Origin of the sequence: Neisseria sp., from assembly GCF_030523955.1 — a bacterium.
In the GTDB taxonomy this organism is placed as follows: domain Bacteria; phylum Pseudomonadota; class Gammaproteobacteria; order Burkholderiales; family Neisseriaceae; genus Neisseria.
Map to the genome: position 1 here is coordinate 1 of NZ_JAUNHL010000005.1, position 24,756 is coordinate 24,756.

The window sequence follows — 24,756 nt, forward strand, 5'->3', positions numbered from 1 at the left end:
TTGTTCAGGTAACCGTTTGGATGGGGTAGCTGGTATTTCGCAAAGGTCTCAGGCTAATTCGGCAATACTTTTAGGACTGTTCTAGATAACTAGGTCGGCTCTAAAAGTATTTCCACTCCCATCAATCAAACACCCTGCTTCAAACTGGCCTCAATAAAGCCGTCTAAATCGCCATCCAACACCGCTTTGGTGTTGCCGACTTCATAACCGGTGCGCAAGTCTTTGATGCGTGATGAATCGAGTACATAAGAACGGATTTGGCTGCCCCAGCCCACATCGCTCTTGCCGTCTTCCAGCGCCTGTTTTTCCTCGTTGCGCTTGCGCATTTCCAGTTCAAACAGTTTGGAGCGCAGCATTTCCATCGCCGCGGCTTTGTTGGCGTGTTGCGAACGGTCGTTCTGGCACTGCACCACGATGCCGGTCGGTTCGTGGGTGATGCGCACGGCGGAATCGGTTTTGTTGATGTGCTGGCCGCCGGCACCTGATGCGCGGTAAGTGTCGATGCGCAAATCGGCCGGGTTGATTTCCACTTCGATGCTGTCGTCCACTTCAGGATAAACAAATACCGAAGAAAACGAAGTATGGCGTTTGTTATTCGAGTCAAACGGCGAATAGCGCACCAAGCGGTGCACACCGGTTTCCGTGCGCAGCAGGCCGTAGGCATATTCGCCTTCCAAGCGGATGGTGGCGCGGTTGATGCCGGCGATTTCGCCGTCGTCCTCTTCCAGCACTTCCACTTTAAAGCCTTTGCGCTCGGCATAACGCATATACATGCGCAACAACATGCCTGCCCAGTCTTCCGCTTCGGTACCGCCGGCACCGGCAGTGATGTCGATAAAGCAGTTGTTGGCATCGGCCGGCTGGTTAAACATCCGCTTGAATTCCAACTCGGCCATTTGTGCTTCCAGCGCCGCCACATCGGCCTGCACTGCTGCAAAGCCTTCTTCGTCGTTTTCTTCTACCGTCATCTCAATCAACATGCGGTTGTCTTCGATGCCCGTTGCGATGTTGTCCAAGGTCAGTACGATGCCTTCGAGGATTTTGCGCTCCTTGCCAATTTCCTGCGCTTTTTTCGGATCGTTCCACAAATCCGGGTCTTCAGACAGGCCTACCACTTCCTCCAGCCGCTCTTTTTTGCCCTGGTAATCCATATAAACGCGAATGTCGCCGCTGCGCTCTTCGAGGTCGTTTAAAGTGTTGTTCAGCTGATTGATCAGTTCGGCTTCCATGGTCTTCTTTTCTATAAAAATTTTAGCCGGATATTGTACTGTATCTGCGTGGTTTTTGCTATGCACCACAGTTATCCTCTGTTTGTGCCGCCAAGCTTTACCCGATTTCATCTAGCTAAAGATGACGGCAGCGGCTTTTCGGATTATCATTCCCCTACGTTTTACCACCAATGATTGCAAAAGGAGTACGACCATGTATGAAGTGAACCGCAGTGTTTTTCTGCTGATTCCGCTGGATCCGTTTTGGAACTGGCTGCAATCGCTGGGCATCGATCTTTCCGAATACAGCTTGGAAGACTTGCAGGCCGATGCCAATGCCTATCTGGTCAACCCTTGCGACAATGCCGACGAGGTATGGGACGAGATCGAATCGCGTTTTGAGGAAATTTTTGCCGCCGAGCTGGCCGATTGGTGCGAAGACGAGAGCGAATGGCCGGATTTGCATCCCGATATTTTCAACGAGTGGTTCGACATCCAGCTCTCTACCGTATTAACTGACCTCTCCGCCGAGCCGCTGGCACGCGAAGCTTTCCAGCCATTTAATTTGAACTAACGTGAAATCCGTCTGTATGCGCAGCTATCATCCTAATAGTTAGTAGCATGCTGACAAGCACGCTCTATCTCAAAAAATTCCCAACACCCGCCGGGCATGGTTTGAAGCTGCTGGCCTGCCGTCGCTATTTTAACAGGCGCTTCAACTAAACCGGCGCGTTTCTCTTAATTTGCCTCTGCTCTTGCCGAGCGACTCCGAAGGCGACCGTTTGGCACCTCTGCATTACCCTCTCTTTTGTGAGGCTTATTATATTGACTTCGGCACTGCAAGCAAAAACCAACGTTTTTCTGTTCGGGAAATCATAGAAAAGATGGGGACTATCACCTAAATTGATTAAATTTCGCCTAACGAAAAAACCATAAGTATAAAATGGCAAAAGTCTCTCCTTTTCTGATAAATGAAGGCCAACTCTTTTCGCAAATCCCTTCAAACCAACCATCCGAATAATGAAATATTATAAAAGGCGAAGTAATTCAACAAACTCTTTTTAATCAATGGCATATTTAAATATCACGATGAGAAAGATACCTCCCATGGGAATTGGCCTGCTGTATAAAAAAGCGGATTAACGTAACTTTCATTACAGCGTTGCTGCGCCTTAGGGTCTGTTGACAATTAACCGGCGAAGCAGTTTTTTGAGGTAAAAACCGCGTATGCAAGGCAAAAAGCGCAGTAAGGTTGGACACCTTCCAAGCATTTTAGCTTCGCAAGTCCGCTACGCTACCTAACGCCGCAGAAGGGAACTTTTGACCACAAACACCGCCGTTGCGTTGTGTCGGCAGACCCTAGCTCAAAGAGAACAGTTTTGTAAGCCGCTAAGCGACAACAGAATCGGTTCCGTACGTGTGTGCGGCTTGCGGCGTGCTGTCGTTATTAATTCCGCCATATAACGAACCGGAACACCCTTCATGGCAAAAAAGTTCTAATTTAATGTTTGGCCCGCTACTGCTGAAATTAACATTTGGTAAAAGAAGACATCGCAGCAGTGAAAGAGGAGCCCTTATGCAAAAGTTATCCAGGTACAAAAAAGATGAATAAAAAACTTGCTATTCTTGGTGCTGGCGGCCACGCTAAAGTCATTTTAGATGCAGCCTTGCTCATGAAACAATGGGATGAAATTATTTTTCTTGACGACTCTCACAATGGCAATAAAGAATTTATGTCTTATCCGCTGATAGGCGGTATCCGGCAGTTGGGCCAAACGGTTTTACCTAAGGAATATGATGTTGTTATCGCAGTCGGCAACAACCATATCCGAGCCAAACTATATGACCAAGCGAAAAAGCTCGGTTTCCATTTACCTTGCATCTATCACCCCTCCGCTTCCATCAGCCGGTTTACCGAGATAGAGGAAGGCTCCGTGTTTTTTGCCCAAACAGTGGTTAATGCAGGGTCAAAAATAGGCAAATGTACCATTGTCAACACCAGCGCATCGGTAGATCACGATTGCCTTCTGGGCGATTTTGTCCACATCAGCCCAGGCGCCAATCTGGGCGGGAACACCAACGTCGGCGATTATTCCTGGATTGGAATCGGTAGTTGTACACGTCATGGAATCGACATTGGCAGCCAATGCATGATAGGTGCCGGTGCCGTGGTCGTCAAAAATATTCCAGACAGTACAACCGTTGTAGGAAATCCTGCACAAGTATTAGAAAAAGCATAAGAGTATTATGCAAGCCGGTCGGCTAACCAGAATCCGGCCGGTTGTGTTGTGTCATCCCAGTTGCTTGATACTACAAACCTGCGGCAAAATCCGTATGGTTCTACCTAAATTGCAACTACCACTCACCCTGTTATACCAACCATGAAAAAACTGCTATCCCTACTGGCCGTTCTGCTAATCGGCGGCCTGATTGCCTACCTGCTGATACCGAAAAACCAAGCGGCTCCCGCCTTCAGCCTGCAAGACTTAAACGGCAAAACCATCGACAACTCCTCGCTAAACGGCAAGGTTACCTTCATTAATTTCTGGTTCCCCTCCTGCCCCGGCTGCGTGAGCGAGATGCCCAAAGTCATCAAAATGTCCAACGACTATCAAGGCAAACCGTTTCAGGTGCTCGGCATCGCCGTACCGGTGGATCCGATCGAAAGCGTGCGCGCTTATGCCGAAACCCGCCAAATGTATTTTCCGGTGATGTTCGATACCGGCAACGTAGTCAGCAAAGCCTTCAACACCAGTGTTTACCCGACTTCGGTATTGATCAACAAAAAAGGCGAAGTGCTGAAAACCTTCGTCGGCGAGCCCGATTTCCAAGCACTCTACCAAACCATAGACAGCGAACTGGCCAAAGATTAAAGCAACCCCGCAAAAGAAAATGCCTGTCTGAAAGCTTTCAGACAGGCATTTAATTTCAAACAATCGCTATACCTACACCATTAAATAGCATAAAAATATTAAATAAGAAAATATACGCAATTAAATAACCAAAAACCAAAAGAAAGCCTTGCCAAACGGCACGATTCGGGCTAACCTAGCCGACAAATCATTATTATCTTATTTAAAACCATTAGTTATTCAGAGACACCATGAACAGACTGCAAAAAACCGACGACGTACGTATCGATGCCGTAACCGAATTGCTTCCTCCCATCGCCCACCTCTACGAATTGCCCATCAGCGAAAGCGCTGCCGAGTTGGTGGTACAAACCCGTCAGGAAATCTCCGACCTGGTACACGGCAAAGACAACCGCCTGCTGGTGATTATCGGCCCCTGCTCCATCCATGACCCCAAAGCTGCGCTCGAATATGCCGAGCGCCTACTGCCTTTACGTAAAAAATACGAGAAAGAATTGCTCATCGTGATGCGCGTGTATTTCGAAAAACCGCGTACCACCGTCGGCTGGAAAGGCTTAATCAACGACCCGCATCTGGACGGCACCTTCGACATCAACTTCGGCCTGCGCCAGGCACGCAAATTGTTGCTCAGCCTCAACGAAATGGGCATGCCCGCTTCCACCGAGTTTCTCGACATGATTACGCCGCAATACTACGCCGACCTCATCAGCTGGGGCGCCATCGGTGCGCGTACCACCGAAAGCCAGGTACACCGCGAGCTCTCCTCCGGCCTCTCCTGCCCGGTGGGCTTCAAAAACGGTACCGACGGCAACCTGAAAATCGCCATCGACGCCATCGGTGCCGCTTCGCATCCGCACAATTTCCTATCGGTAACCAAAACCGGCCACTCCGCCATCGTGCGCACCACCGGCAACCGTGATTGCCACGTTATCCTGCGCGGCGGTAAAGAACCCAACTACGACCACAGCCACGTTACCGCCGCCGCCGAAGCCTGCGACAAAGCCGGCGTCACCTCCAAACTGATGGTGGATTTCAGCCACGCCAACAGCCGCAAAGAGTTCAAACGCCAAATGGAAGTGGCCGCCGACGTTGCCGGCCAATTGCGCAACGGCGAAAACCACATCATGGGCGTGATGGTGGAAAGCCATCTGGTGGAAGGCCGCCAAGACAAACCGGAAACCTACGGCCAAAGCATTACCGACGCCTGCATCGGCTGGGCGGATACCGAAGCCTTGCTGGAACAATTGGCCGAAGCCAACCGCGGCCGCGTATAAACCCTATATCCTGTATAGTGAATAACAACCCCGTCATACCCGGGTGTGCTTTATTGTTAAATTGATTGAATTGATTTGCCAGATTAAACAAGTGGTTTCACGATAAAATGCCTGTCTGAAAACTTTTCAGACAGGCATTTTTATGATCAACCAAGCCAATAGAGACCTTTGCAAAACCCCCATCTGCGGCGCATTTCTGCGTTGTGTGCTGCTCGCTCGCTTGCCTAACTCTATGTTATGTCTGCGCTCGCTGTACTGCTACGCCTTGAACTGCATCCACATCTGAGGGTTTTGCAAAGGTCTCAATAATTAATCGTGGTGACTGGCTAAGAAACCGCCGCTTTGATGTGCCCATAATTTGGCATACAAACCATTTTTCGTCAGCAATTCGGCGTGGCTGCCTTCTTCGACGATACGGCCTTTGTCGAGCACAATCAGTCTATCCATCGCCGCGATGGTGGACAAGCGGTGGGCAATCGCAATCACGGTTTTGTTTTCCATCATCTTATCCAAACTCTCCTGAATCGCGGCTTCCACTTCGGAATCGAGCGCGCTGGTGGCTTCATCGAGCAACAGGATCGGCGCATCTTTCAGCATCACGCGAGCAATGGCGATACGCTGGCGCTGGCCGCCGGAAAGTTTCACGCCGCGCTCGCCGACATGGGCATCATAGCCGGTGCGCCCTTTGGCATCGGAAAGTTGCGGAATAAAATCGGCGGCTTCGGCACGCTGGGCGGCTTGGATCATTTCTTCCTCGCCGGCATCCGGCCGGCCGTAAACGATATTATCGCGCACGGAGCGGTGCAACAGGCTGGTATCTTGAGTGACCAAACCGATTTGTGCACGCAGGCTCTCTTGGGTGATCTCATTGATATTCTGGCCGTCTATGCAGATTTTGCCGCTTTGCGGTTCATAAAAACGCAACAGCAGATTCACGATGGTGGACTTGCCCGCCCCGCTGCGGCCGATCAAGCCGACTTTCTCGCCGGGCTTGATGGTCAGATTAAAGCCGTTGAGCAGCGGCTTGCCCGATTCGTAAGAGAAATCGACATGCTCGAAATTGATTTCGCCTTTTTCCACTTTCAATGGTAATGCGCCGGGTTTGTCCAGAATGGTTTGCGATTTGGACAACGTCGCCATACCGTCGTTTACCGTACCGATATTTTCAAACAGCATGGCCGACTGCCACATAATGTATTGCGACAAACCGTTTAAGCGCAGCGCCATAGTAGTGGCCACCGCCACCGCGCCGACACCGACTTGGCCGTTGAGCCACAAGCCAATACCCAGCGCGGTCGTACTCAAAATCAGCAAGGCATTGACCGCAAAAGTGCAAAAATCCAGCAGGCTGGCCAGACGCATTTGCGCATGCACCGTCTGCATAAATTCCTGCATCGATTCGCGCGCATAACGCGCTTCGCGCGCGCCGTGGGAAAACAGCTTCACCGTGGTGATATTGGAATACGCATCGGTAATGCGGCCGGTCATCAGCGAACGGGCATCCGCTTGGCGTTGCGCCGTTTTTGCCAATCTGGGAATAAGCAGGCGCATGGTCAGGCCGAACAACACCGCCCAACCGACAAACGGCAGCAGCAGCCAACCATCCAACGCCGCCAGAATCACGCCGGTGGTAATGAAATACACCAACACATACACCACCATGTCGGCCACCGTCATCACCACTTCGCGCACCGCCAAAGCGGTTTGCATCACCTTGGCCGATACCCGTCCGGCAAATTCGTCCTGATAAAAGCTCAGGCTCTGCCCCAGCATCAGGCGGTGGAAGTTCCAGCGCAAGCGCATCGGAAACACACCTTGCAGCGTCTGCAAGCGCACGGTATCGGTAAAGAAGCGCCAAACGATGAAAAACACCAGCATCAGCGCCATTCCGGCCAATGCCCAGCCCTTTTCGCCCATCAGCGCCTGCGGCGTGTAATGGGTCAGCCAGTCGACCACTTTGCCCATAAATTGAAACAGCAAGGCTTCCATGATGCCGATGCCGGCTGAGAAGACCGCCAGCACCACAATCCAACGGCGCATACCTTCTATACTGCTCCAGATAAAGCGCCACAGGCCTTTTTCCGGCGTTTTCGGTGCGGTGTCGGGATAGGGTTCGATACGCGATTCGAACCAAGAAAAGATTTTGTTGAGCATCTTTATTCTTCTTTAAATATCCATAACAGTCTGCCACAATCAGTGCGCAGGCTGCAGGGTAGTAGTGGGAATAGTCGGATTTTACAGGGAAAAGCAACTCAGAAGAAGGGAAAGGGGAGGGATACTCTGTTTCACACAAGGAAAGCACGAGAGAAAAATATCAACGCAAAAGACTCCTTATTTTGCAGGAATGTGATTTTCTGCCTTTATCTCATCCGAAACATTGGCTCTCAAGATCTTTCAGACAGGCATTGGCTGTTCGAAGCCAACCTCATTATCCCAAATATAGCTTCTTTCACTATAACAAGCCCGCCTATCCGAAATGGGCGACAGACCGAAAAAACGGCTGCATCCTGCGTTGAATCCGGCGAGGTAAAGCGGCGGCGGCCGTATTTCGTTTGAGACAAGGCATCCCCGTTATTTCAACAGATTTTTCAACGCCAACCGCACCCCTTCGCTCACATCGGTACCGGCCGGAATACCTTTTACCGCCGTCTTCGCCTCACGCTCGTTATAACCCAGCGCCAGCAAGGTATGCACAATATCTTCACTTTCATCAGCCGCCGCTGCCGGCGCAAACAGGCCGCTGCCGCTGCTTTCCGCCACCAACTTGCCGCGTAATTCCAAAATCATGCGTTCGGCGGTTTTCTTACCGATACCCGGTGCAGAAGAGAGCCGTTTCACATCCTCTTGCGCCACCGCCTCTGCCAACTCATCCGCATTCATCGCGCTCAATATTCCCAGCGCGGTTTTGGCACCGATGCCGCTTACCTTCACCAATTGCCGGAAAGTGGCGCGTTCGGCGGCAGTGGCAAAACCAAACAGCAAATGGGCGTCTTCCCGCACCACCAACTGGGTATATAGCTGCACCGCCTCGTTCAGCGCCGGCAATGAATAGAAAGTCTGCATGGAAACGTCCACTTCATAGCCCACGCCGTTAACGTCTATCACGATTTGCGGCGGATGTTTTTCAACGAGCCGTCCGCTGAGTCTGCTAATCATGCTGATCCTTGCAAAAGGGTGGGAAAAATGCTGCGACTATAACAAATCGGCTATCACGTGTCATCCGCGCAAGTGGTGTCCCGTCATTTAGCGGATAGCTATGAATCACTCCCTGATGATAAAAATAATTTTCGATCAAGTTAGGATAAATCTTCTGAAGATACGTCCCAACCCCGGATGAAAAAATGCCTGTCTGAAAAATAGCTCATCTGCGGTTTGCTCCCTGCCGCTTCTTTAATAACTTTTATTATTGATAATAATTCTCTTTTATTAAAAATATGCTAATCTGAGACCTTTGCAAAACCCACAGATGTGGATGCAGTTCAAGGCGTAGCAGCGCAGCGAGCGCAGACATAACATAGAGTTAGGCAAGCGAGCGAGCAGCACACAACGCAGAAATGCGCCGCAGATGGGGGTTTTGCAAAGGTCTCAATCTACTTTTTTCTTCAGAGCAGATAACCATGACTGTCAGCTTATACAACCTAACCGTCGCCTTCGGCATTACCTTGGCCGCCGGGCTGGCTACCGTATTGGGCAGCATATTGATATTTTTTTCCAAAACACCCAATCCGCGCATGCTCTCTTTCGGGCTGGCCTTTGCCGGCGGCGCAATGGTTTACGTATCACTCACCGAGATTTTCACCAAAGCTCAAGACGCGTTTAGCGAAGCCTACGGCCAAAGTATGGGGATGGCAGCGGCCACACTGGCTTTTCTGGCCGGTTTGGCACTGGTGGCTTTAATCGACCGCTTGGTGCCCAATCCGCATGGTTCGCTCGATCCCCAAGATCCACAGTTTGCCGAACACTCCCGCCAGCATATTGCCCGCATCGGGCTGATGTCGGCACTGGCGATTACCGCCCACAATTTTCCCGAAGGACTGGCTACTTTTTTTGCCACTCTGGAGAATCCGGCGGTCGGGGCGCCGTTGGCACTGGCAATCGCCATTCATAATATCCCCGAAGGTATTTCGATCGCCGCGCCGGTGTATTTTGCCACCCGCAAAAAATGGTGGACGGTCATCGCCTGCTGTATTTCGGGGCTGGCCGAACCGTTGGGTGCGGTATTGGGCTATTTTCTGCTCAAACCTTTTCTCTCGCCGCCGGTATTCGGCGCGGTATTCGGCCTGATTGCCGGCGCAATGGTGTTTCTGGCACTGGACGAGCTGCTACCGGCAGCCAAGCGTTACGCCAAAGGGCATGAAACGGTATACGGCCTCACCTCGGGTATGGCGGTAATCGCTCTGAGTTTGGTATTGTTTAACTGGTAACACCGTACATGGCCTGTCTGAAAATATTTTCAGACAGACCTGAATAACAACTGTTACCAAAATCAAAAAAACGGCCTGTACTTTTCAGCACAGGCCGTTTTGCCGGAAAACTTAAATCTGGGTTTGGTTCGGAATAATCTGCTCGACGCGCACATTGGCCACGCCGGAGAAACCGATTTTTTTGGCCGCACCCTTAGACAAATCGATTACACGGTCGCCATGGAACGGGCCGCGGTCGTTGATGCGTACAATCACGCTTTTGCCGTTGGAAAGATTGGTAACTTTCGCATAGCTGGGGATGGGCAGGGTTTTGTGGGCGGCGGTATAAGCGTGCATATCGAAACGCTCGCCGCTGGCGGTTTTACGGCCGTGGAATCCGGGGCCGTACCAAGATGCTTGACCTGTTTGGCTGAAAGCTTCTACTTGTTTAGCGGGATAATAACGTTTGCCGGCGACTTTGTAAGTCATATTGGCCGAGCGATTCAAGGGCTCGGTACGCACCACGGCGTCGGCAAAGGCTGAGGTTGAAGTCAGGGCTGCGGCGGCAGCTACCATTCCGATAAATAAAGTCTTTTTCGCTTTAGTCAAAACCAATTCCTATTCTTGAGTTTAAAATATTCTTTTTGAAATTCTGCTGCAAACCAGCAAAATTTCACCTGTCGAATAGGAATCGGTTTATCAACCTTCTTTTCAGACAGGCATTTATGCGCCTTGTGCAAAACCGTTTTGCCGCCATGCTTCAAACAGCATCACCGCAACGGTATTCGATAAATTCATGCTTCTGCTGCCTTCGGTCATCGGTAGGCGCAGTTTTTGGCTTGCGGGAAGGCTCTCCAGAATCTCGGCGGGCAGGCCGCGGGTTTCGGGGCCGAATAAAAATACGTCGCCGTGCCGGAATTCTGCACAATCGTAACGGCTGCTGCCTTTGGTGGTCAGCGCAAAAATACGGCGGCCGGCCAAGGCGGTTAGGCAACCGTCAAAATTTTCGTGTACCACTACTTTGGCAAATTCGTGGTAATCCAAACCCGCCCGCCGCATTTTGGCGGAATCGAGCGGAAAACCCAGCGGTTTTACCAGATGCAAATCTGCGCCGGTATTGGCGCAGAGGCGGATAATATTGCCCGTATTCGGGGGAATTTCGGGCTGGTATAACACTACGGTAAACATATCTTTAGCAAACCTCAGACCAGAACTATATAGATAAGTTCTTAGTTAATCAAAACTTTTTCATTTTAGCGCTGGCCAGCGTCCAGGCAAAAACGCTGCAAGCCCCCGCCTTTTTTAGCGTTCGGGATAATTCGCCCAGCGTCTCGCCGCTGGTGGTCACGTCATCGATTAACAACACTTTACAATTATTAAAGTTCCCGACCGTCTCAAATATCCCGCGTACATTTCGCCGCCGCTCTTCGGCCGCCAAGGTACTCTGCGGCGGAGCAAACCGGCGGTAAACCGCACTTTGCGGCACCGGCCGCCAAGCAAAATCCGCAGCCAACAGCCGCAGCAATTCCTCACATTGGTTGAATCCGCGGAACAGCCTCCGCTCGCGGCTCAAAGGCATGGCCAGCACCCAATCGAAATCTTGTTCGGCCAACCAAGGCGGCGGCAGGCTTTTCATCAGCACGGCCAGCGGCGCGGCCAGTGAAATATCGCGCAGGTGTTTGAAGCTGTGCAGCACGCCGCTCACCGGCGGCTGATAATAAACCGAAGTCCACAACGCATCAAACGGCGGCGCTTTTTGCTGGCATTGTCCGCACAACGCCCCGCCGCTGCTCACACCGGCGCAACGCGGGCAAACGTCTTCAGTGCGCACCGCCAACTGCTGCAAATCGCGCAAACAGCCGCCGCATAACCCCTCTGCGGTCGAAGGCGGGCACAAAGCATGGCATAATAAGCAGCTGGCCGGTGTGGCCGGCAGCCGCCGAAACGAAAGCATTTTCATGAGTATCCCCGCAAAAAATATTATGATGATCCACGGCTGGGCCGCCAACGGCCGCGTGTTCGACCCTTTGCGCGAAAGCCTGCCTGAAAACTGGCGCATCCGCACGCCCGATTTGCCCGGCCACGGCGCATCGCCTGATAACGGTGCCTTCGACATCACCGCCACCGCCGATGCATTGGCCGCAGAAATAGACGATGGCGAACCGGCAGATTTGCTCGGCTGGTCGCTCGGCGGCTTAGTAGCGCTCCACTTGGCGCACCGCCATCCGCAAAAAGTACGCAAACTGTGCTTAACCGCCAGCTTCGCCAAATTCCTGGCCGCGCCCGATTATCCCGAAGGCTTAAGCAATCCGGCGCTGGGCAAAATGATTACACTGTTCCGCCAGGATTACCAGAAATATATGCGCCAGTTTCTCGAATTGCAGTTTCTCTATGCCAAAGAAGCGCGACCGCTGATGCACGCCATATTGCCCGACATCGTGAAACACGGCACCCCGGCCGCGCTGGAAACCGCGCTTGCAGCCTTGAGCGCCGCCGATGCCCGGCCTTTCCTGCCCGACATCCGACAGCCGGTGCTGCTGGTTTATGGCGACAAAGACACCATTACCCCGCCGCGCATGGGCGACTATCTGGCGCGGCAACTGCCCGATGCCGCCCTGCACATCATTCCCCAAGCGGCGCACGCACCGTTTTTAAGCCACCGGGCACAATTTAGCGCATTATTGCATCCGTTTTTCGCATCCTAACCGTTCAGACAGGCATACTTATCAAGCTTTGTATCCGGTATGCCTGTCTGAAAATATGCCTGTCTGAAAAAACCTACTGACCATGAATCATCCATCCGACCGCTGGCAGATCCACCGCCATCTGGCCCGCCAAACCGACGAGCGGCTGGCCATCGTTACCCGCACGCCGCAGCAGATTTTGCTGATTGGCGCCGACGCCGACGAAAGCCGCCGCCTGCTGGCCGCGCGCTACCCGAAAGCCGTTTTCAGCGAATACGACCCGCGCGCCGATTTTCTGCAAGCCGCCGCCGCAGGCCGCAAAAGCGGCCTCTTGGCCAAACTCGCCGGCAAAACCGTCGCCCAACATCAGCAAGCGCTGGAAGCCCCGCTACCGGAAGCCTGCTGCGACATGCTGTGGGCCAACCTCAGCCTGATTATGGCCGAAGAGCCTACCCGGGTATTCGACAACTGGGCGCATGCCCTGAAAACCGACGGCCTGCTGTTCTTCACCCATTTCGGCATCGACAGCCTGCAAGACTTGCGCCGCCTGCTCGCCCAACAAGGCATAGCGAGCGAAGCGCCGCGCCTCTTCGATATGCACGACTTGGGCGATATGCTGTTCCATCACGGCTTTTACGACCCGGTGATGGATACCGCCAAACTGGAATTAAACTACCGCAGCGCCGAAACCTTCTGGCAAGACATGGAAACGCTGGGCTTATGGGCTTCGCTGCGTTTTCACGACGAAGCCGCCGCCCGCAAAGCGGTCGACACCCTGTTTGCCCAACAGCGCTTGCCGGGCATCGTATTGGAAACCGTATTCGGCCATGCCGTGAAAAAACGGCAACTGCCCGCAGGCGAAAGCCCGGTACAGTTTTTCCCCAAAAGGCCGAATCCAGCCGACAGCTAGCCCTTTATTCTTGGCAAAATATAAGCACAAAGGAAACCAGCCATGCGCCCCACTCTTTCCCGCCGCAACTTGTTAGCCGCCGCAGCCACCCTCTTCTTGGCCGCCTGCTCCGCCACCGGCACCCCCAAACAACCGCCGGTGCAAACCCAAACCAAACCGGCCGCCACCATCGGCTTGGCACTGGGCGGCGGCGCATCCAAAGGTTTCGCCCACATCGGCGTGATTAAAGTATTGCGCGAAGCCGGCATTCCGGTGAAAGTGGTTACCGGCACCAGCGCCGGCGCCATCGTCGGCAGCCTGTACGCCTCCGGCATGTCGCCCGACCGTCTGGAACTGGAAGCCGAAATTCTCGGCAAAGCCGATCTGGTCGACCTTACCCTCTCCACCAGCGGCTTTATCAAAGGCGAAAAACTGCAAAGCTATATCAACCAAAAAGTCGGCAACCGCCAACTGCAACAGCTGCCGCTTAAATTCGCCGCCGTCGCCACCGATTTCAACACCGGCAAAGCCGTGGCCTTCAACCGCGGCAACACCGGCGTCGCCGTACGCGCCTCGGCCAGCATTCCCAACGTGTTCCAACCCACCGTTATCGGCAAACACAAATATGTCGACGGCGGCCTGTCCGAGCCGGTGCCGGTAACCTCCGCGCGCGCGCAGGGTGCCAACTTCGTCATCGCGGTCGACATCTCCGCCCGTCCCGCCAAACTGGCCGGCGACTCCGGCTTCTTTTCCTATCTCGATCAGAGCCTCAACATCATGAGCGCCCCCGCGCTGGAATACCAACTGCGCCAGGCCAACGTCGTCATCAAACCGGCGGTACAGCAACTGGGGTCGGTCGGCGGCTTCGACCAGAAAGCGCAAGCAATCAAACTGGGCGAACAGGCCGCACGCGCCGCCCTGCCGGAAATCAAACGCAAACTGGCCGCTTACCGTTATTAAACATATTGATGTCTGTCTGAAAACCTTTTTCAGACAGGCATTTTCCTTTTCCCATCCGCAAGCAAGGAAAAAAACCAAAATGAACCTACACAATAACGAATTATGTCGCGTACGCGCCGTTACTGCCTTCACTACCCTCACGCCCGACAGTTCCGCTTGGGAAGCAGTTCTGACCGAAGCCAAAGAGCAATGCGACCGCTTGGCCGCCGCGTTCGACCAACAAGGTTACACCGTGCAATCCGTCCGCATCGTATCCAACCCGTTCGGCGAATATCTGGATACCGGCAGCATCGAAACGGCCGCCCAAGGGCTGGCCAAAATTCAGGAAATCCTCACCCGCATCAACCGAAACGGCCTGCGCATCCGTTTTGCCGTCGGCGAAGCCCGAAACGCACAAGAAATCGCCCTGCTGCCCGAACTGATCAAAAACTACGGCGATCTGTGCAACGCCTGTGTAAACATCGAAACCGACGAACACGGCTTTCTCAACAATACCCTTATCCGGCACTGCACCGATGCCATCAGGCAAATCGCCCGCATCACCCCGCGCGGCGAAGGTAATTTCAACTTCACCGTCAACTTCAACTGCGCGCCGCTGATTCCCTACTTCCCCGCCGGCTATCATCGCTCCGAAGCGGGCAAAGCCTTGGTCGTCGGTCTTGAAACACCCGACCTGCTTGTCGCTGCACTGCATAAGCTAAACAACCAGCCGGCGGAACACGCCGCTTACTACCAAGCCGCCTTTGAGGCCATGAGCGAAGCCTTGCAATATCACGTCGACCACATCCAAGCCTGCATCGCCGCCACTCCGCTGGCCAACGGCTGGCATTATGCCGGTATGGACACTTCCGCCGCACCGTCGAAAAACTGCACCTCCATGGTAGAAATCTACCGTTTGTTGCGCGTACCCTATTTCGGAGCTGCCGGCACCGTCGAAGCCTCCGCCCTGCTGACCCGCGTGTTCAAATCACTCCACCGTGTCAATGCTGTCGGCTTTTCCGGCCTGATGCTGGCCGTTACCGAAGATAGCGGCTTGGCAGAGGCCACCCGTAAACAACAGTTCGACATCCGCGCCCTGCTCACCTACAGCAGCGTCTGCGGTATCGGCTTGGATACCGTACCCATCGAAGGAGACACCCCGCCGGAAAAAATCGCCGACATCGTGCGCGATACCGGCACCATGGCCTTCCGCCTAAACAAACCTCTCACCGTACGCCTGTTTCCGGTACCCGGATTGAAGGCCGGCGAAACCACCCGCTTCGAAAGCGACGATTTGTGTAATTGCGCGGTATTGGCCGTTCCCTAAGCCGCAATATATGGCGAATGCCTGTCTGAAAACTTTCAGACAGGCATTTTCCGTTACATTCCTGTATAAAATTTCGTTGGGCCGATGTAAATCTACCCATCTTCGCTTCTCTATCTCCCTGTTGCATAACTATAATATGCAAGCGGTTGATTATCACAATAAAACACAACCGCAGCCTCCGATAAAAAACGCCGCTGCTTCAGCAGATGCGCCTTAATCCAGACACATTACCATGCCGCTTATCCGCCTCCTGCTGCTTTGCACAGCCCTATCGGCCGCCGTTACCGTTCGCGCGGCCCAAACCCAGCATATCGAAGGCAAGCTCGATAACGGCTTGGTTTACCATATTTTCAACGTTCCCGCCGCCGGCCAGCGGCTGGCGCTGCGCCTGCAAATCGGTGCCGGCACCGCCGACGAAAACGCCGGCGAAGAAGGCATCGCCCACATTACCGAACACTTGGTGTTTCAAACTTCCCCCACCTATCCCAAAGGTTTGAGCGCCCATCTGAACGAAAAAGGCTGGCAGATGGGCCGCCATTACAACGCGCTCACCGGCTACCGCAACACCCGTTATATGCTGATTCCGCCGCAAGGCGTGCGTCAGCTGGACGACGCGCTGGCCGTATACCGCCAGATATTAAGTGCCCAGCAGTTTTCCCCTGCCGACTGGACGCGCGAACGGCAAGTGGTATTGGGTGAATGGCGGCAACAGCAAACCGTATCCAACCGGCTCAACCAGCAGCATCATGCGCTGCTTTACAGCGGTTCGCGCAGCGCCCGCTATGCGCCCATCGGCAGCAAAACCGCCATCGAAAGCGCGAGTGCCGACACCGCCTCCCGTTTCCACCGAAAATGGTACGCCAGCAACAACGCGGTTTTGGTGGTTATCGGCAAACTCGATCCTCAAAAAACCGCCGCCCAAATCCGCGCCAACTTGGGCAGCCTGAATACCGTGCAACTGCCGGTGCGTAAGGCCGCAGAATACGAACCCAAGCTCTCACAAGCGCCGCACACCGGCTATCTGCAAGACCCCGACAACAGCGAGAGCAAAGTCGCGCTGATTTTCCGCTTCGGCAACGCCGCTTCGCAAGCGCCCGACGCTTCCGGCGATTATCCGCGTCTGCTCGACAATTTCGCCGCCCACATCATTCACAAGCGCCTGCAACAATCCGGCGCGGCAGTCAGCCTCAAACTCGGCGACATCGGCAATCAAACCGGTTCGCTTGGTTTTTACGCCGATTCCGAAGCCGGCCAACATCAAGACAGCTTGGCTAAACTGAAGCAGCTCGTCGGGCAAATCCGGCAACAACCCGCCGGCGTGGAAGAAATCGCCGCCTACCGCAAAGTCTTGCACCGTCATCTGCAAAGCGAGCCCTTGCCCGACGACATGCTGAAAATCATCGAGCTGGCCGATGAAACCGTATTGGCAGGCAAACCCGCCCCGTCGGCCGAGCGGCGGACACAGGAACGCAGCCGGCTCTACCAAGTCAGCGCCGAGGCGGTGAACCGCCGCATCGCCGAATGGCTGGATGCTCCCGACCAACTCACGCTGATTCAAGCTCCGCAGAGTCTATTAGCCGCCGAACAGCCAGCGCGTGCGCCACACACTACAACTAAAAAATCCACGCCTACCCGCCCCATGCCGGAAAAACCGCCCGCCGCCGCGGCCACCTTTGCCGTACACAAAGGGCAAGGTACGCTGTTATCAGAAGGTTTCGACCCGGAAAACAAAGTCACTTATTTAAATTTCGGTAACGGCGACAAAGCAGTACTGCTGCAAAAAGCCGTGGCCGGGCCGTACATTTACTTCAAAGCCATAGCCGATACAGGCTACCTGCAAAGCGGTGCCGGCGCATGGCAGGCGCAGCTGGCGGCAGACATCATCAACCGCTCGGCACCCGCCGGCTTCAGCGAAACATCTTTCAGACAATGGCAGCAGCAAGAAGGCATCCGCCTCAACTACCAGCTGGACAACAACCGCCAAAGCACCGATGCCCGCGCGCCGCAAAACCGGCTGGAAGCCCTGTTGCAACTCTATCGCAGCCGCCAAACCGCGCCCACCGCCGACAACTGGCAGGCCGCGCTGGAAACCGCCGCGGTGCGCCAGCCGGTGTTTCTGCAATCGCTGCCCGGCCGCCTCGAGCAGGAACTGGAAATCCTGCGCTACGGCCAAACCGAAACACGCGCCTACAACAGCAACGAAATCCGCGCACTCAACCAAAACGATTTGCTGCAACAATGGCGGCAACTGGCCGCAACGCCGGTTACCTATTACCTTGTCAGCAACCTGCCGCCGGAAAAACTCAAACCGCTGCTCACCCAGTATCTGGCCGACATTCCGCGCCGGCAAACCGCCGGCCGTACCCTGCCGCTGCTGGAAGGTGCCACCCTGCGTCGCGTCAACATCAACGATACCGACGGCACCGATGTCAACGCCTGGTCATGGCAGCCGTTTTACGATTGGACGCCCGACACTTCCGAACAGATTCCGCTGTTGGTCAACCTTGCCAATGCCCGTCTGAAAGACGAATTGCGCAGCCGCCACCAAAGCGCTTACGGTGCCCGTTTTACCGCGCTGCCGCAGCCGGTTTACAACCGTGTGGAAAGCAACCTCTATTTCAGCACCGCGCCCGAAAAAGCCGCCGAAGCCTGGCAAACCGCGCAGGAAGTGCTCTCCCGTCTGCCGGAAAACATCAGCAAGGCCGAGGCCGATAATCTGCAACGCCTGTTTATCGAACAGGAAGCCAAGCGGCAGCAGGATCCCGAAATCTGGTTGGAACGGCTGGCCGCCAGCCACCGCCGCTACGGCGACGCCCGCTACCTCAGCCGCCTGCCCGAGCTGCACCGCACCGTTATCCAAACCCGCTTGCGGCAAACCGCCAAACTGCTGTGGTCCAACCAAAACGCGCGGGTGATGTTGGTGGATCCTAAGTTGTAAAGCGATTTGCAAACAAAATGCCTGTCTGAAAAAATGTTTTCAGACAGGCATTTTGTTGCGAAAACCATCTCGCCTGCCCATATCGTCATAATCAATAAGCTGAAGAAAAAGTATAGCGGATTAAATTAACTTTCGATACAAGTCAGCAAGCCGCAGACAGTACAAGTAGTACGACAAGGCGCAGCAACGCCGTAGCGGAAGTTAAGTTAATCCGCTTATAGATACAAAAAGCCGGGTATAGCACCCGGCCTAAATATTATGTAGAAACAAAAGATTAACCGGCTACCGTTTCGGCAGCGGGCGCTACTGCTGCGGCTTGGTCTTTGCGCTTCAATACCGCATACAATACGCCCGTGAGCAGGCTGCCGGCGGCGATGGCGAGCAGATACATAATGGGTTTGTTGATGGCGTTCGGAATCAGCAACACGAAGATGCCGCCGTGCGGTGCATGCAATTCGTTTTGAAATAGTGCCACCAGTGCGCCGGTGAGTGCGCCGCCGGCGATACAGCAGGGAATCACGCGCATCGGGTCGCGGGCGGCAAACGGAATCGCACCTTCCGAAATAAAGCACAAGCCGAGCACAAAAGAGGCTTTGCCGGCGCTCACTTCGCTTTCGGTGAACTTGCGTTTGGCCAGCATGGTGGCAATCGCGATGCCGATGGCGGGCACCATGCCGCCGGCCATGGCGGCGGCCATCGGGAAGTAGTTTTGCGTGGTCAAGAGGCCTACCGAGAAAGTGTAGGCCGCTTTGTTGATGGGGCCGCCCAAGTCTACGCACATCATCGCACCGATAATCACACCGAGCAGAACCGCGTTGGCCGTGCCCATGCTGGTGAGGAAGTTATTCATGGCGGCAAACAGTTGCGCCACCGGCTCTCCGACGATATAGAACATAATCAGGCCGACTGCCAACGAGCTGATTAGGGGAACAATCAGAATCGGCTTCAAGGCTTCCATGGTTACGGGCAGCTTGATGTGTTTGACCAACAGCAGCGCCAGATAACCGGCAAGGAAACCGGCAACGATGCCGCCCAAAAAGCCCGATTGCAGTTGCACCGCCAGCGCACCGCCGATTAAGCCGGGCGCAAGGCCCGGGCGGTCGGCAATCGAATAGGCGATATAACCCGCCAGAATCGGCACCATCAGGCCGAAGGCGGCTTTGCCGGTTTCCATCAACACGGCGGCCAGCGAGCCTTTTTCTTCAAAGGCGTTGATGCCGAAGATAAACGACATGGCAATCAGCAAACCGCCGGCCACCACCAGTGGCAGCATAAACGATACGCCGGTGAGCAGGTGTTTGTAGAATCCGGATTTTTCTTTGGCCGGAGCGGCGGCCGTTTGGCCGGACGCTGCGGCTCCGCCTTGAATACGGGCGTTGGCAACGGCTTCGGCAAACGCTTTGTCGGTTTGCTTCAAGGCAAAACCGGTGGGGCAGCGGTAGACTTTTTTGCCGGCAAAACGCGAGGTATCCACTTCGATATCGGTAGCCAGAATCACATAATCGGCACGCGCAATCGATTCCTCGCTCAAAATGCTTTTGGCACCGACGGAACCTTGGGTTTCCACATCGATGGTGTAGCCCAATTTGGCCGCACCTTGTTTGAGCGCGTCTGCGGCCATAAAGGTATGCGCCACACCGGTGGGGCAGGCGGTGATGGCAACAAAATGCAGCGGCTTACCGGCAGCGGAAACTGCGGTAGCGCCGGCAGCAGGGGCTGCGGCAGGTGCGGCGGCGGAAGATTGGGCAGCGCTACCGCTTTCGTCCAACACGCGCTGCAATGCGGCGGCGGTGTTCTCACTGACTTCCTGCAAACCGGCCACGGCGATGCGGTCGGCCGGAAATGCGCCTATCTGTTCCGGCAGTTGGCCGACAAATACGATGCGGGAAAAATCACCGGCGGCGGCGTCAGACAAAGCCGCCACTTCGGCGCGCAAGCCTTTTTCCTGCGCCAGTGAAGCCAGTTTGCGCGCCAGAATCAACGCGTTGGCAGCCTTGGCCGGGTGGTTGGGAATGAATAAAACTGAGGTGCTCATGATGCGAAATCCTTCTCTTGAGTGGATTCCCTTAACTTTCGCTACGGCGTTGCTGCGCCTTGCCGTACTACCTGTACTGTCTGCGGCTTGCTGCCTTGTATCGAAAATTAATTGAATCCACTATTTTTGAATAGAAATATGTTGTTTTAATGCCAATAAACGCTCTTGATCAGGTATGCCGAAACCGATTTGGCTAACCGCATGGGCAGCCAGCGCGGCGGCGGTTTGCAGGGTTTCTTCGGGGCTGTGGCCCGAAGCGAGGCCGTGCAATATACCGGCCAGCAGCGTATCGCCGGCGCCGACCGTGCTTTTTACCTCAACCGGTGCGGCACCGGCGTGCAGGCAGCGGCCTTGATGCCACCAATTCACGCCGTTTTCACCCATCGAGAGCACCAGATGCTCTACCGGCTGCGGCAAGTTGGCCAAGGCTTGCGCCTGCTCTTCGGTGGTGCCGGCCGCAAGCCCGAAGCTCTCTTGCAACTCTTCGCTGTTGGGTTTGATTAAAAACGGCGAACACGCCACTGCCGCCGCCAATGCCGCGCCGCTGGTATCGATAGCCAACTTAGGATTGGCTTTTTTCAGACAGGCCAATAAGTCTTGCAAGTCTTCAGGAGAAAACTGTTGCGGCAGGCTGCCGCACACCGCTACGTAGTCCGCTTCTGCCGCCAAGGGCGCGATTTTGGCTGACAAGGCTGCTTTATCGGCATCGCCAACAATAAAGCCTTTGCCGTTGATGTCGGTCATACGGCCGCTTTCTTCGGCGATTTTGACGTTGAGACGGGTTTCGCCGCTTACATAAACAAATTCGTCGCGAAAGCCTTGGCTCTCGAAATGTTGCCGGAACAGCCCGGCATTACCGTTGCCGAGAAAGCCGGATACGGTTACTTTGTGGCCCAAGTCGCGCAGAATCTGTGCCACATTCAAGCCTTTGCCGGCGGCGTGCTGCTCTGCCGCCTGCTGGCGGTTGACCGCACCTATTTGCAGAATATCAAGCGAAACGGTGAAATCAATCGCCGGATTAAGCGTAACGCATAAAAATTTAGCCATGATTTATCCGTTTCTGCTGCTCAAAGAACGTACTTCGGCGGCCGTGGCGCAAGTGAGTGCCTCGGCAGCCAATTCTTTGCATTCCCGTGTGTTCAGACGGCGTACTTGGGCTTTAACCAAGGGAATGCTGCCGGCGGAAACGCTTAATTCGTCCACACCCAAACCCAGCAGAATCGGCACCGCTTTGCTGTCTGCCGCCAATTCGCCGCACACGCCCACCCATTTGCCGTGGCGGTGTGCGGCAGTAACGGTTTGACTGATCAGCTGCAAAATGCTCGGGTGCAGGCCGTCGGCTTCGGCGGAAAGAATCGGGTGGCCGCGGTCGATGGCCAGAACGTATTGGGTAAGGTCGTTGGTACCGATGCTGAAGAAATCGACCTCTTTGGCCAGATGCTCGGCAATCAGCGCAACAGAGGGCACTTCCACCATAATGCCTACCTGCAAATTCGGGCAGGGCGTTTCGGCCAGCGCATCATCGAGTATCGCTTTGGCCGCGTGCCACTCTTCCAGGCGGCCAACCATCGGGAACATAATGCGCAGCGGGCGGCCGTCGGCAGCTTTCAGCAGCGCAGAGAGTTGTTGGCGCAGCAATTGCGGGCGGCGCAGCGTCATCCGCAAACCGCGCTCGCCGAGAAACGGGTTATCCTCTTTCGGCAGCGGCAGATAAGGCAGCGGTTTGTCGCCGCCGACATCCAAAGTGCGCACCACCACCGGGCGGCTTCCCATCGCATCGAATACCACGCGGTAGTCTTTTTCCTGCTGTGCCTCATCGGGCGCGCTGGTGTGCGACATAAACACCAACTCGGTACGCAGCAGGCCGACTGCTTCGGCACCGCGCTGCACCGCACCGGCCGCATCGGCCACCTTGCCGAGGTTGGCTGCTACTTCCACCCTGTGGCCGTCGGTCGTTACCGCCGCTTCCATACAGTGCGCCTCGGCCAGTTTGCGTTGTTCCTGCATCAATGCGCGCTGCTGCATGGCTTCGTCGATACGGCTTTGCGCCGGATTCAGATAAAACGCACCGTCTTCGCCGTTAATCAGCAGCGTGCTGCCTTCTGGCAACGACAATACCGCTTCGCCGGCTCCGACCACGGCAGCAATACCCAGCGCACGCGCCACAATCGCGCTGTGCGAGCTGGCGCCGCCGGCAGCGGTGAGAATACCCGCCACTTTTTGCTGATCCAAACGCGCCACCACGCTGGGTACCACGTCTTCCATCACCAGAATATACGGCTCTTGCGGCTCTTCCGCCGCTTTTACGCCACACAACAGCGCCATCACTTTATTGCCCACATCGCGCAAATCGGCCGCACGCCCGGCCAGCAGCGGGTTGTTCAACGCTTCCTGCTCTTTGGCCAACGCTTCGATGTGGCTGTGCCAAGCGGCGGCGGCACTCAGTTGCCGGCGGATGCCGGCATCGACTTGTTGCAGCAAATCGGGATCATCCAACAAGGCGGCATGGGCGGTGAAAATCTGGCGGATATCTTTCGACTTGGCCTGAGCCACCATTTGCGCCAACTCCGCTTTCACATCGGCTACCGCTTGTTGCAGTTTGCCGCGTTCGGCTTCGCTGTCTTCGGCGGTATGCGGATAGTGGAAATCCACCTCTTTCATCAGATAAGCTTTGCCGGCGGCCAATCCGGGCGATGCGGCCACGCCTTGGTTACGCACATCGTCTTGCAGGGCGGCCACTTCTACGGCGAAGGCATCGTTGCCGCCTGCTTCCGGTGCGGCATGGGCGGCTTCTCCAACGGCTTCCACTTCTTCGCCCAAGCCGCTGCGCACCGCTTGGATGATTTGCGGCAAACCGGCTTCAGCCTCGCTGCCCGGCTCGGCGATAAAGGTTAGGGTTTGGCCGCGCTCGGCACCCAGCGACAATAATTTGGTCAGGCTTTTAGCCGAAACATAGCTGCCGCCGTCCAGCGATACTTTCACTTCGCCGTCAAACTCTTTACACACATTGGCAAGCGCCGTGGCCGGGCGGGCGTGCAGGCCGTGGGCGTTGGCCAATACCACGCCGGCCGACTGCCAATCGGGCACGGTTTCCGCGCCCACCGCCAGCGCCAATTCGCGGCGTGATTCGCTGTTTTGCAGCGCTTCGGGCTGAAACAGCATATCCATCAAATGCGAGAGGCGTTGCAAATCAAGCTTATCGTTGGCGGCAACACATATCAGCGCCGACAAACTGCCGTCGCGAAACGGTATCGGCTCTTTCAGCTTAACAATCGCCACCGCCGGCTGTAACACCGCGTCTTCCGCAGTCAAACACCATAAGCCGTCTTGCAGCTGCACCGCATCTTGCGGTTTCAGGGCGCTGAGAAAGCCCGGCGCCACCACTTTTTGCTTCTTCAACAAAACAGCAGCCTGATACAGCACATCATCGATGTCGGCGGCATCGGCGCCGGCGCTCATCAGGTTTTCGTGCAGCAGCAGGCTGTCGGGTTCGGCATTGAGCAGGCTCAGAATCTGTTCGGGTGTTTGCGCGTTGCGCAAAGCCTGCCCGACATTTTCAGACAGGGCACGGGTTAACAGTTGCAGGATTTGCAGGTGTTCGTCGGACTTGGCCGCAATCACCACCGCCAGATAGGCTTGATTTTCGCCGTCCCACAACACGCCGTCGGGGAAATGCACCAGCCGCACGCCGGTATTGAGAATGGAACTGCGCGACTCGGGCGTACCGTGCGGAATGGCGATGCCCTGCCCCAAATAAGTGCTGGTTTGCGCTTCGCGCGCTTTGAGGCCGTTGAGATATTCGGGAATGGTCAGGCCGTCGGCCACCAGAATATCAGCCAGTATTTGCAAAGCTTCTTCTTTATTTGCTGCTTGCTGCCGCATACGGATATGCTCGGTTGAGAGGGTCAGCATAGCGCTCCTTTCTGAGTATGGGCGAACTATTCCGTTTGAGGAAGATCGCTGTTGTTATCGAAATCTGTCGTTTTTCATTGGTCAGCAAACCGTTGCCGGTATGCGTCAATTCCTGGAAGGAAATTTGCTGGTTTTACACTATTTTCCGGATTTACGGTATTAAAAATGATATGGATTCAGGAATTACGATGAACGCTATCGGCCGGAGTAATGAAGATACTGTTTTATTTGAGTGACATTAGAGCGGAGAAATAAAAAAGATACGGAGCGTTTT

The 24,756-nt window shown here is 54.8% G+C and carries 18 protein-coding genes and 3 pseudogenes; 11 read left to right on the forward strand and 10 right to left on the reverse strand.

The annotated features are described in order from the left end of the window. Positions 1 to 125: 125 nt before the first annotated feature. Positions 126 to 1,229, reverse strand: coding sequence for a peptide chain release factor 2 (gene prfB / locus Q4C79_RS01885; protein WP_303089343.1), 1,104 nt, complete (start codon positions 1,227 to 1,229; stop codon positions 126 to 128). 193 nt (positions 1,230 to 1,422) lie between these two features. On the opposite strand from prfB, the gene Q4C79_RS01890 reads away from it, so the two are divergent. The 5 genes and pseudogenes from Q4C79_RS01890 (at position 1,423) to Q4C79_RS01910 (ending at position 5,664) form a co-directional block, all read left to right on the forward strand. Beyond that, the gene (locus Q4C79_RS01890; RefSeq protein ID WP_303089344.1) at positions 1,423 to 1,782 is read left to right on the forward strand and encodes a VacJ; all 360 of its coding nucleotides are present in this window, start codon (positions 1,423 to 1,425) and stop codon (positions 1,780 to 1,782) included. A 961-nt stretch (positions 1,783 to 2,743) separates the two neighbouring features. Then, positions 2,744 to 3,448: an acetyltransferase gene (locus Q4C79_RS01895; protein ID WP_303089345.1), complete on the forward strand. Its 705-nt coding sequence runs from the start codon at positions 2,744 to 2,746 to the stop codon at positions 3,446 to 3,448. Positions 3,449 to 3,589: 141 nt separating this feature from the next. Beyond that, positions 3,590 to 4,081 carry a TlpA disulfide reductase family protein gene (locus Q4C79_RS01900; protein ID WP_303089346.1) on the forward strand — a complete coding sequence of 164 codons (492 nt, stop codon included), beginning with the start codon at positions 3,590 to 3,592 and terminating at the stop codon, positions 4,079 to 4,081. A gap of 230 nt (positions 4,082 to 4,311) precedes the next feature. After that, on the forward strand, positions 4,312 to 5,355 hold the full coding sequence (gene aroG, locus Q4C79_RS01905) for a 3-deoxy-7-phosphoheptulonate synthase AroG (protein ID WP_303089347.1): 1,044 nt from the start codon (positions 4,312 to 4,314) through the stop codon (positions 5,353 to 5,355). A gap of 168 nt (positions 5,356 to 5,523) precedes the next feature. After that, positions 5,524 to 5,664, forward strand: a pseudogene (locus Q4C79_RS01910) (lipoprotein signal peptidase). On the opposite strand, the gene Q4C79_RS01915 reads toward Q4C79_RS01910, so the two are convergent. The 3 genes and pseudogenes from Q4C79_RS01915 to Q4C79_RS01925 all read right to left on the reverse strand — a co-directional run bounded on the left by Q4C79_RS01915 (position 5,665) and on the right by Q4C79_RS01925 (position 8,935). After that, positions 5,665 to 7,509, reverse strand: coding sequence for an ABC transporter ATP-binding protein (locus Q4C79_RS01915; protein ID WP_303089348.1), 1,845 nt, complete (start codon positions 7,507 to 7,509; stop codon positions 5,665 to 5,667). A gap of 417 nt (positions 7,510 to 7,926) precedes the next feature. Next, positions 7,927 to 8,511 (reverse strand): Holliday junction branch migration protein RuvA, encoded by a 585-nt coding sequence (gene ruvA / locus Q4C79_RS01920; protein WP_303089349.1) that lies wholly within the window; start codon positions 8,509 to 8,511, stop codon positions 7,927 to 7,929. 247 nt (positions 8,512 to 8,758) lie between these two features. After that, a pseudogene (locus tag Q4C79_RS01925) lies at positions 8,759 to 8,935 on the reverse strand (lipoprotein signal peptidase). Positions 8,936 to 8,972: 37 nt separating this feature from the next. Between Q4C79_RS01925 and zupT the strand changes: the two are divergent. Beyond that, complete coding sequence (gene zupT, locus Q4C79_RS01930; RefSeq protein ID WP_303089350.1) at positions 8,973 to 9,779, forward strand: zinc transporter ZupT; 807 nt, start codon at positions 8,973 to 8,975, stop codon at positions 9,777 to 9,779. 120 nt (positions 9,780 to 9,899) lie between these two features. Here zupT and Q4C79_RS01935 read toward each other — a convergent pair. From Q4C79_RS01935 to Q4C79_RS01945, 3 genes and pseudogenes are all read right to left on the reverse strand, one after another. Next, a pseudogene (locus Q4C79_RS01935) lies at positions 9,900 to 10,367 on the reverse strand (septal ring lytic transglycosylase RlpA family protein); the annotation flags it as partial. Positions 10,368 to 10,481: 114 nt separating this feature from the next. Then, on the reverse strand, positions 10,482 to 10,946 hold the full coding sequence (gene trmL, locus Q4C79_RS01940) for a tRNA (uridine(34)/cytosine(34)/5-carboxymethylaminomethyluridine(34)-2'-O)-methyltransferase TrmL (RefSeq protein WP_303089351.1): 465 nt from the start codon (positions 10,944 to 10,946) through the stop codon (positions 10,482 to 10,484). 49 nt (positions 10,947 to 10,995) lie between these two features. Then, the gene (locus Q4C79_RS01945; protein ID WP_303089352.1) at positions 10,996 to 11,718 is read right to left on the reverse strand and encodes a ComF family protein; all 723 of its coding nucleotides are present in this window, start codon (positions 11,716 to 11,718) and stop codon (positions 10,996 to 10,998) included. On the opposite strand from Q4C79_RS01945, the gene bioH reads away from it, so the two are divergent. The 5 genes from bioH (at position 11,717) to Q4C79_RS01970 (ending at position 18,535) form a co-directional block, all read left to right on the forward strand. Continuing rightward, positions 11,717 to 12,463: a pimeloyl-ACP methyl ester esterase BioH gene (bioH, locus tag Q4C79_RS01950; RefSeq protein WP_303089353.1), complete on the forward strand. Its 747-nt coding sequence runs from the start codon at positions 11,717 to 11,719 to the stop codon at positions 12,461 to 12,463. The genes Q4C79_RS01945 and bioH overlap by 2 nt on opposite strands. An 82-nt stretch (positions 12,464 to 12,545) precedes the next feature. After that, positions 12,546 to 13,352 (forward strand): class I SAM-dependent methyltransferase, encoded by an 807-nt coding sequence (locus tag Q4C79_RS01955; protein ID WP_303089354.1) that lies wholly within the window; start codon positions 12,546 to 12,548, stop codon positions 13,350 to 13,352. Between the two features lie 42 nt (positions 13,353 to 13,394). After that, positions 13,395 to 14,291: a patatin-like phospholipase family protein gene (locus Q4C79_RS01960; protein ID WP_303089355.1), complete on the forward strand. Its 897-nt coding sequence runs from the start codon at positions 13,395 to 13,397 to the stop codon at positions 14,289 to 14,291. A 79-nt stretch (positions 14,292 to 14,370) separates the two neighbouring features. Beyond that, a complete protein-coding gene (locus Q4C79_RS01965; protein WP_303089356.1) occupies positions 14,371 to 15,597 on the forward strand; it encodes a DUF711 family protein in 1,227 nt (408 codons plus the stop codon). Positions 15,598 to 15,829: 232 nt separating this feature from the next. Beyond that, complete coding sequence (locus tag Q4C79_RS01970; protein WP_303089357.1) at positions 15,830 to 18,535, forward strand: M16 family metallopeptidase; 2,706 nt, start codon at positions 15,830 to 15,832, stop codon at positions 18,533 to 18,535. A 274-nt stretch (positions 18,536 to 18,809) separates the two neighbouring features. Here Q4C79_RS01970 and Q4C79_RS01975 read toward each other — a convergent pair whose 3' ends face one another. From Q4C79_RS01975 to ptsP, 3 genes are all read right to left on the reverse strand, one after another. Then, a complete protein-coding gene (locus Q4C79_RS01975) occupies positions 18,810 to 20,570 on the reverse strand; it encodes a fructose-specific PTS transporter subunit EIIC (RefSeq protein WP_303089358.1) in 1,761 nt (586 codons plus the stop codon). A gap of 120 nt (positions 20,571 to 20,690) precedes the next feature. Continuing rightward, positions 20,691 to 21,617 (reverse strand): 1-phosphofructokinase, encoded by a 927-nt coding sequence (gene pfkB / locus Q4C79_RS01980; RefSeq protein WP_303089359.1) that lies wholly within the window; start codon positions 21,615 to 21,617, stop codon positions 20,691 to 20,693. Between the two features lie 3 nt (positions 21,618 to 21,620). Further along, on the reverse strand, positions 21,621 to 24,482 hold the full coding sequence (ptsP, locus tag Q4C79_RS01985; protein WP_303089360.1) for a phosphoenolpyruvate--protein phosphotransferase: 2,862 nt from the start codon (positions 24,480 to 24,482) through the stop codon (positions 21,621 to 21,623). Positions 24,483 to 24,756: the final 274 nt, after the last annotated feature.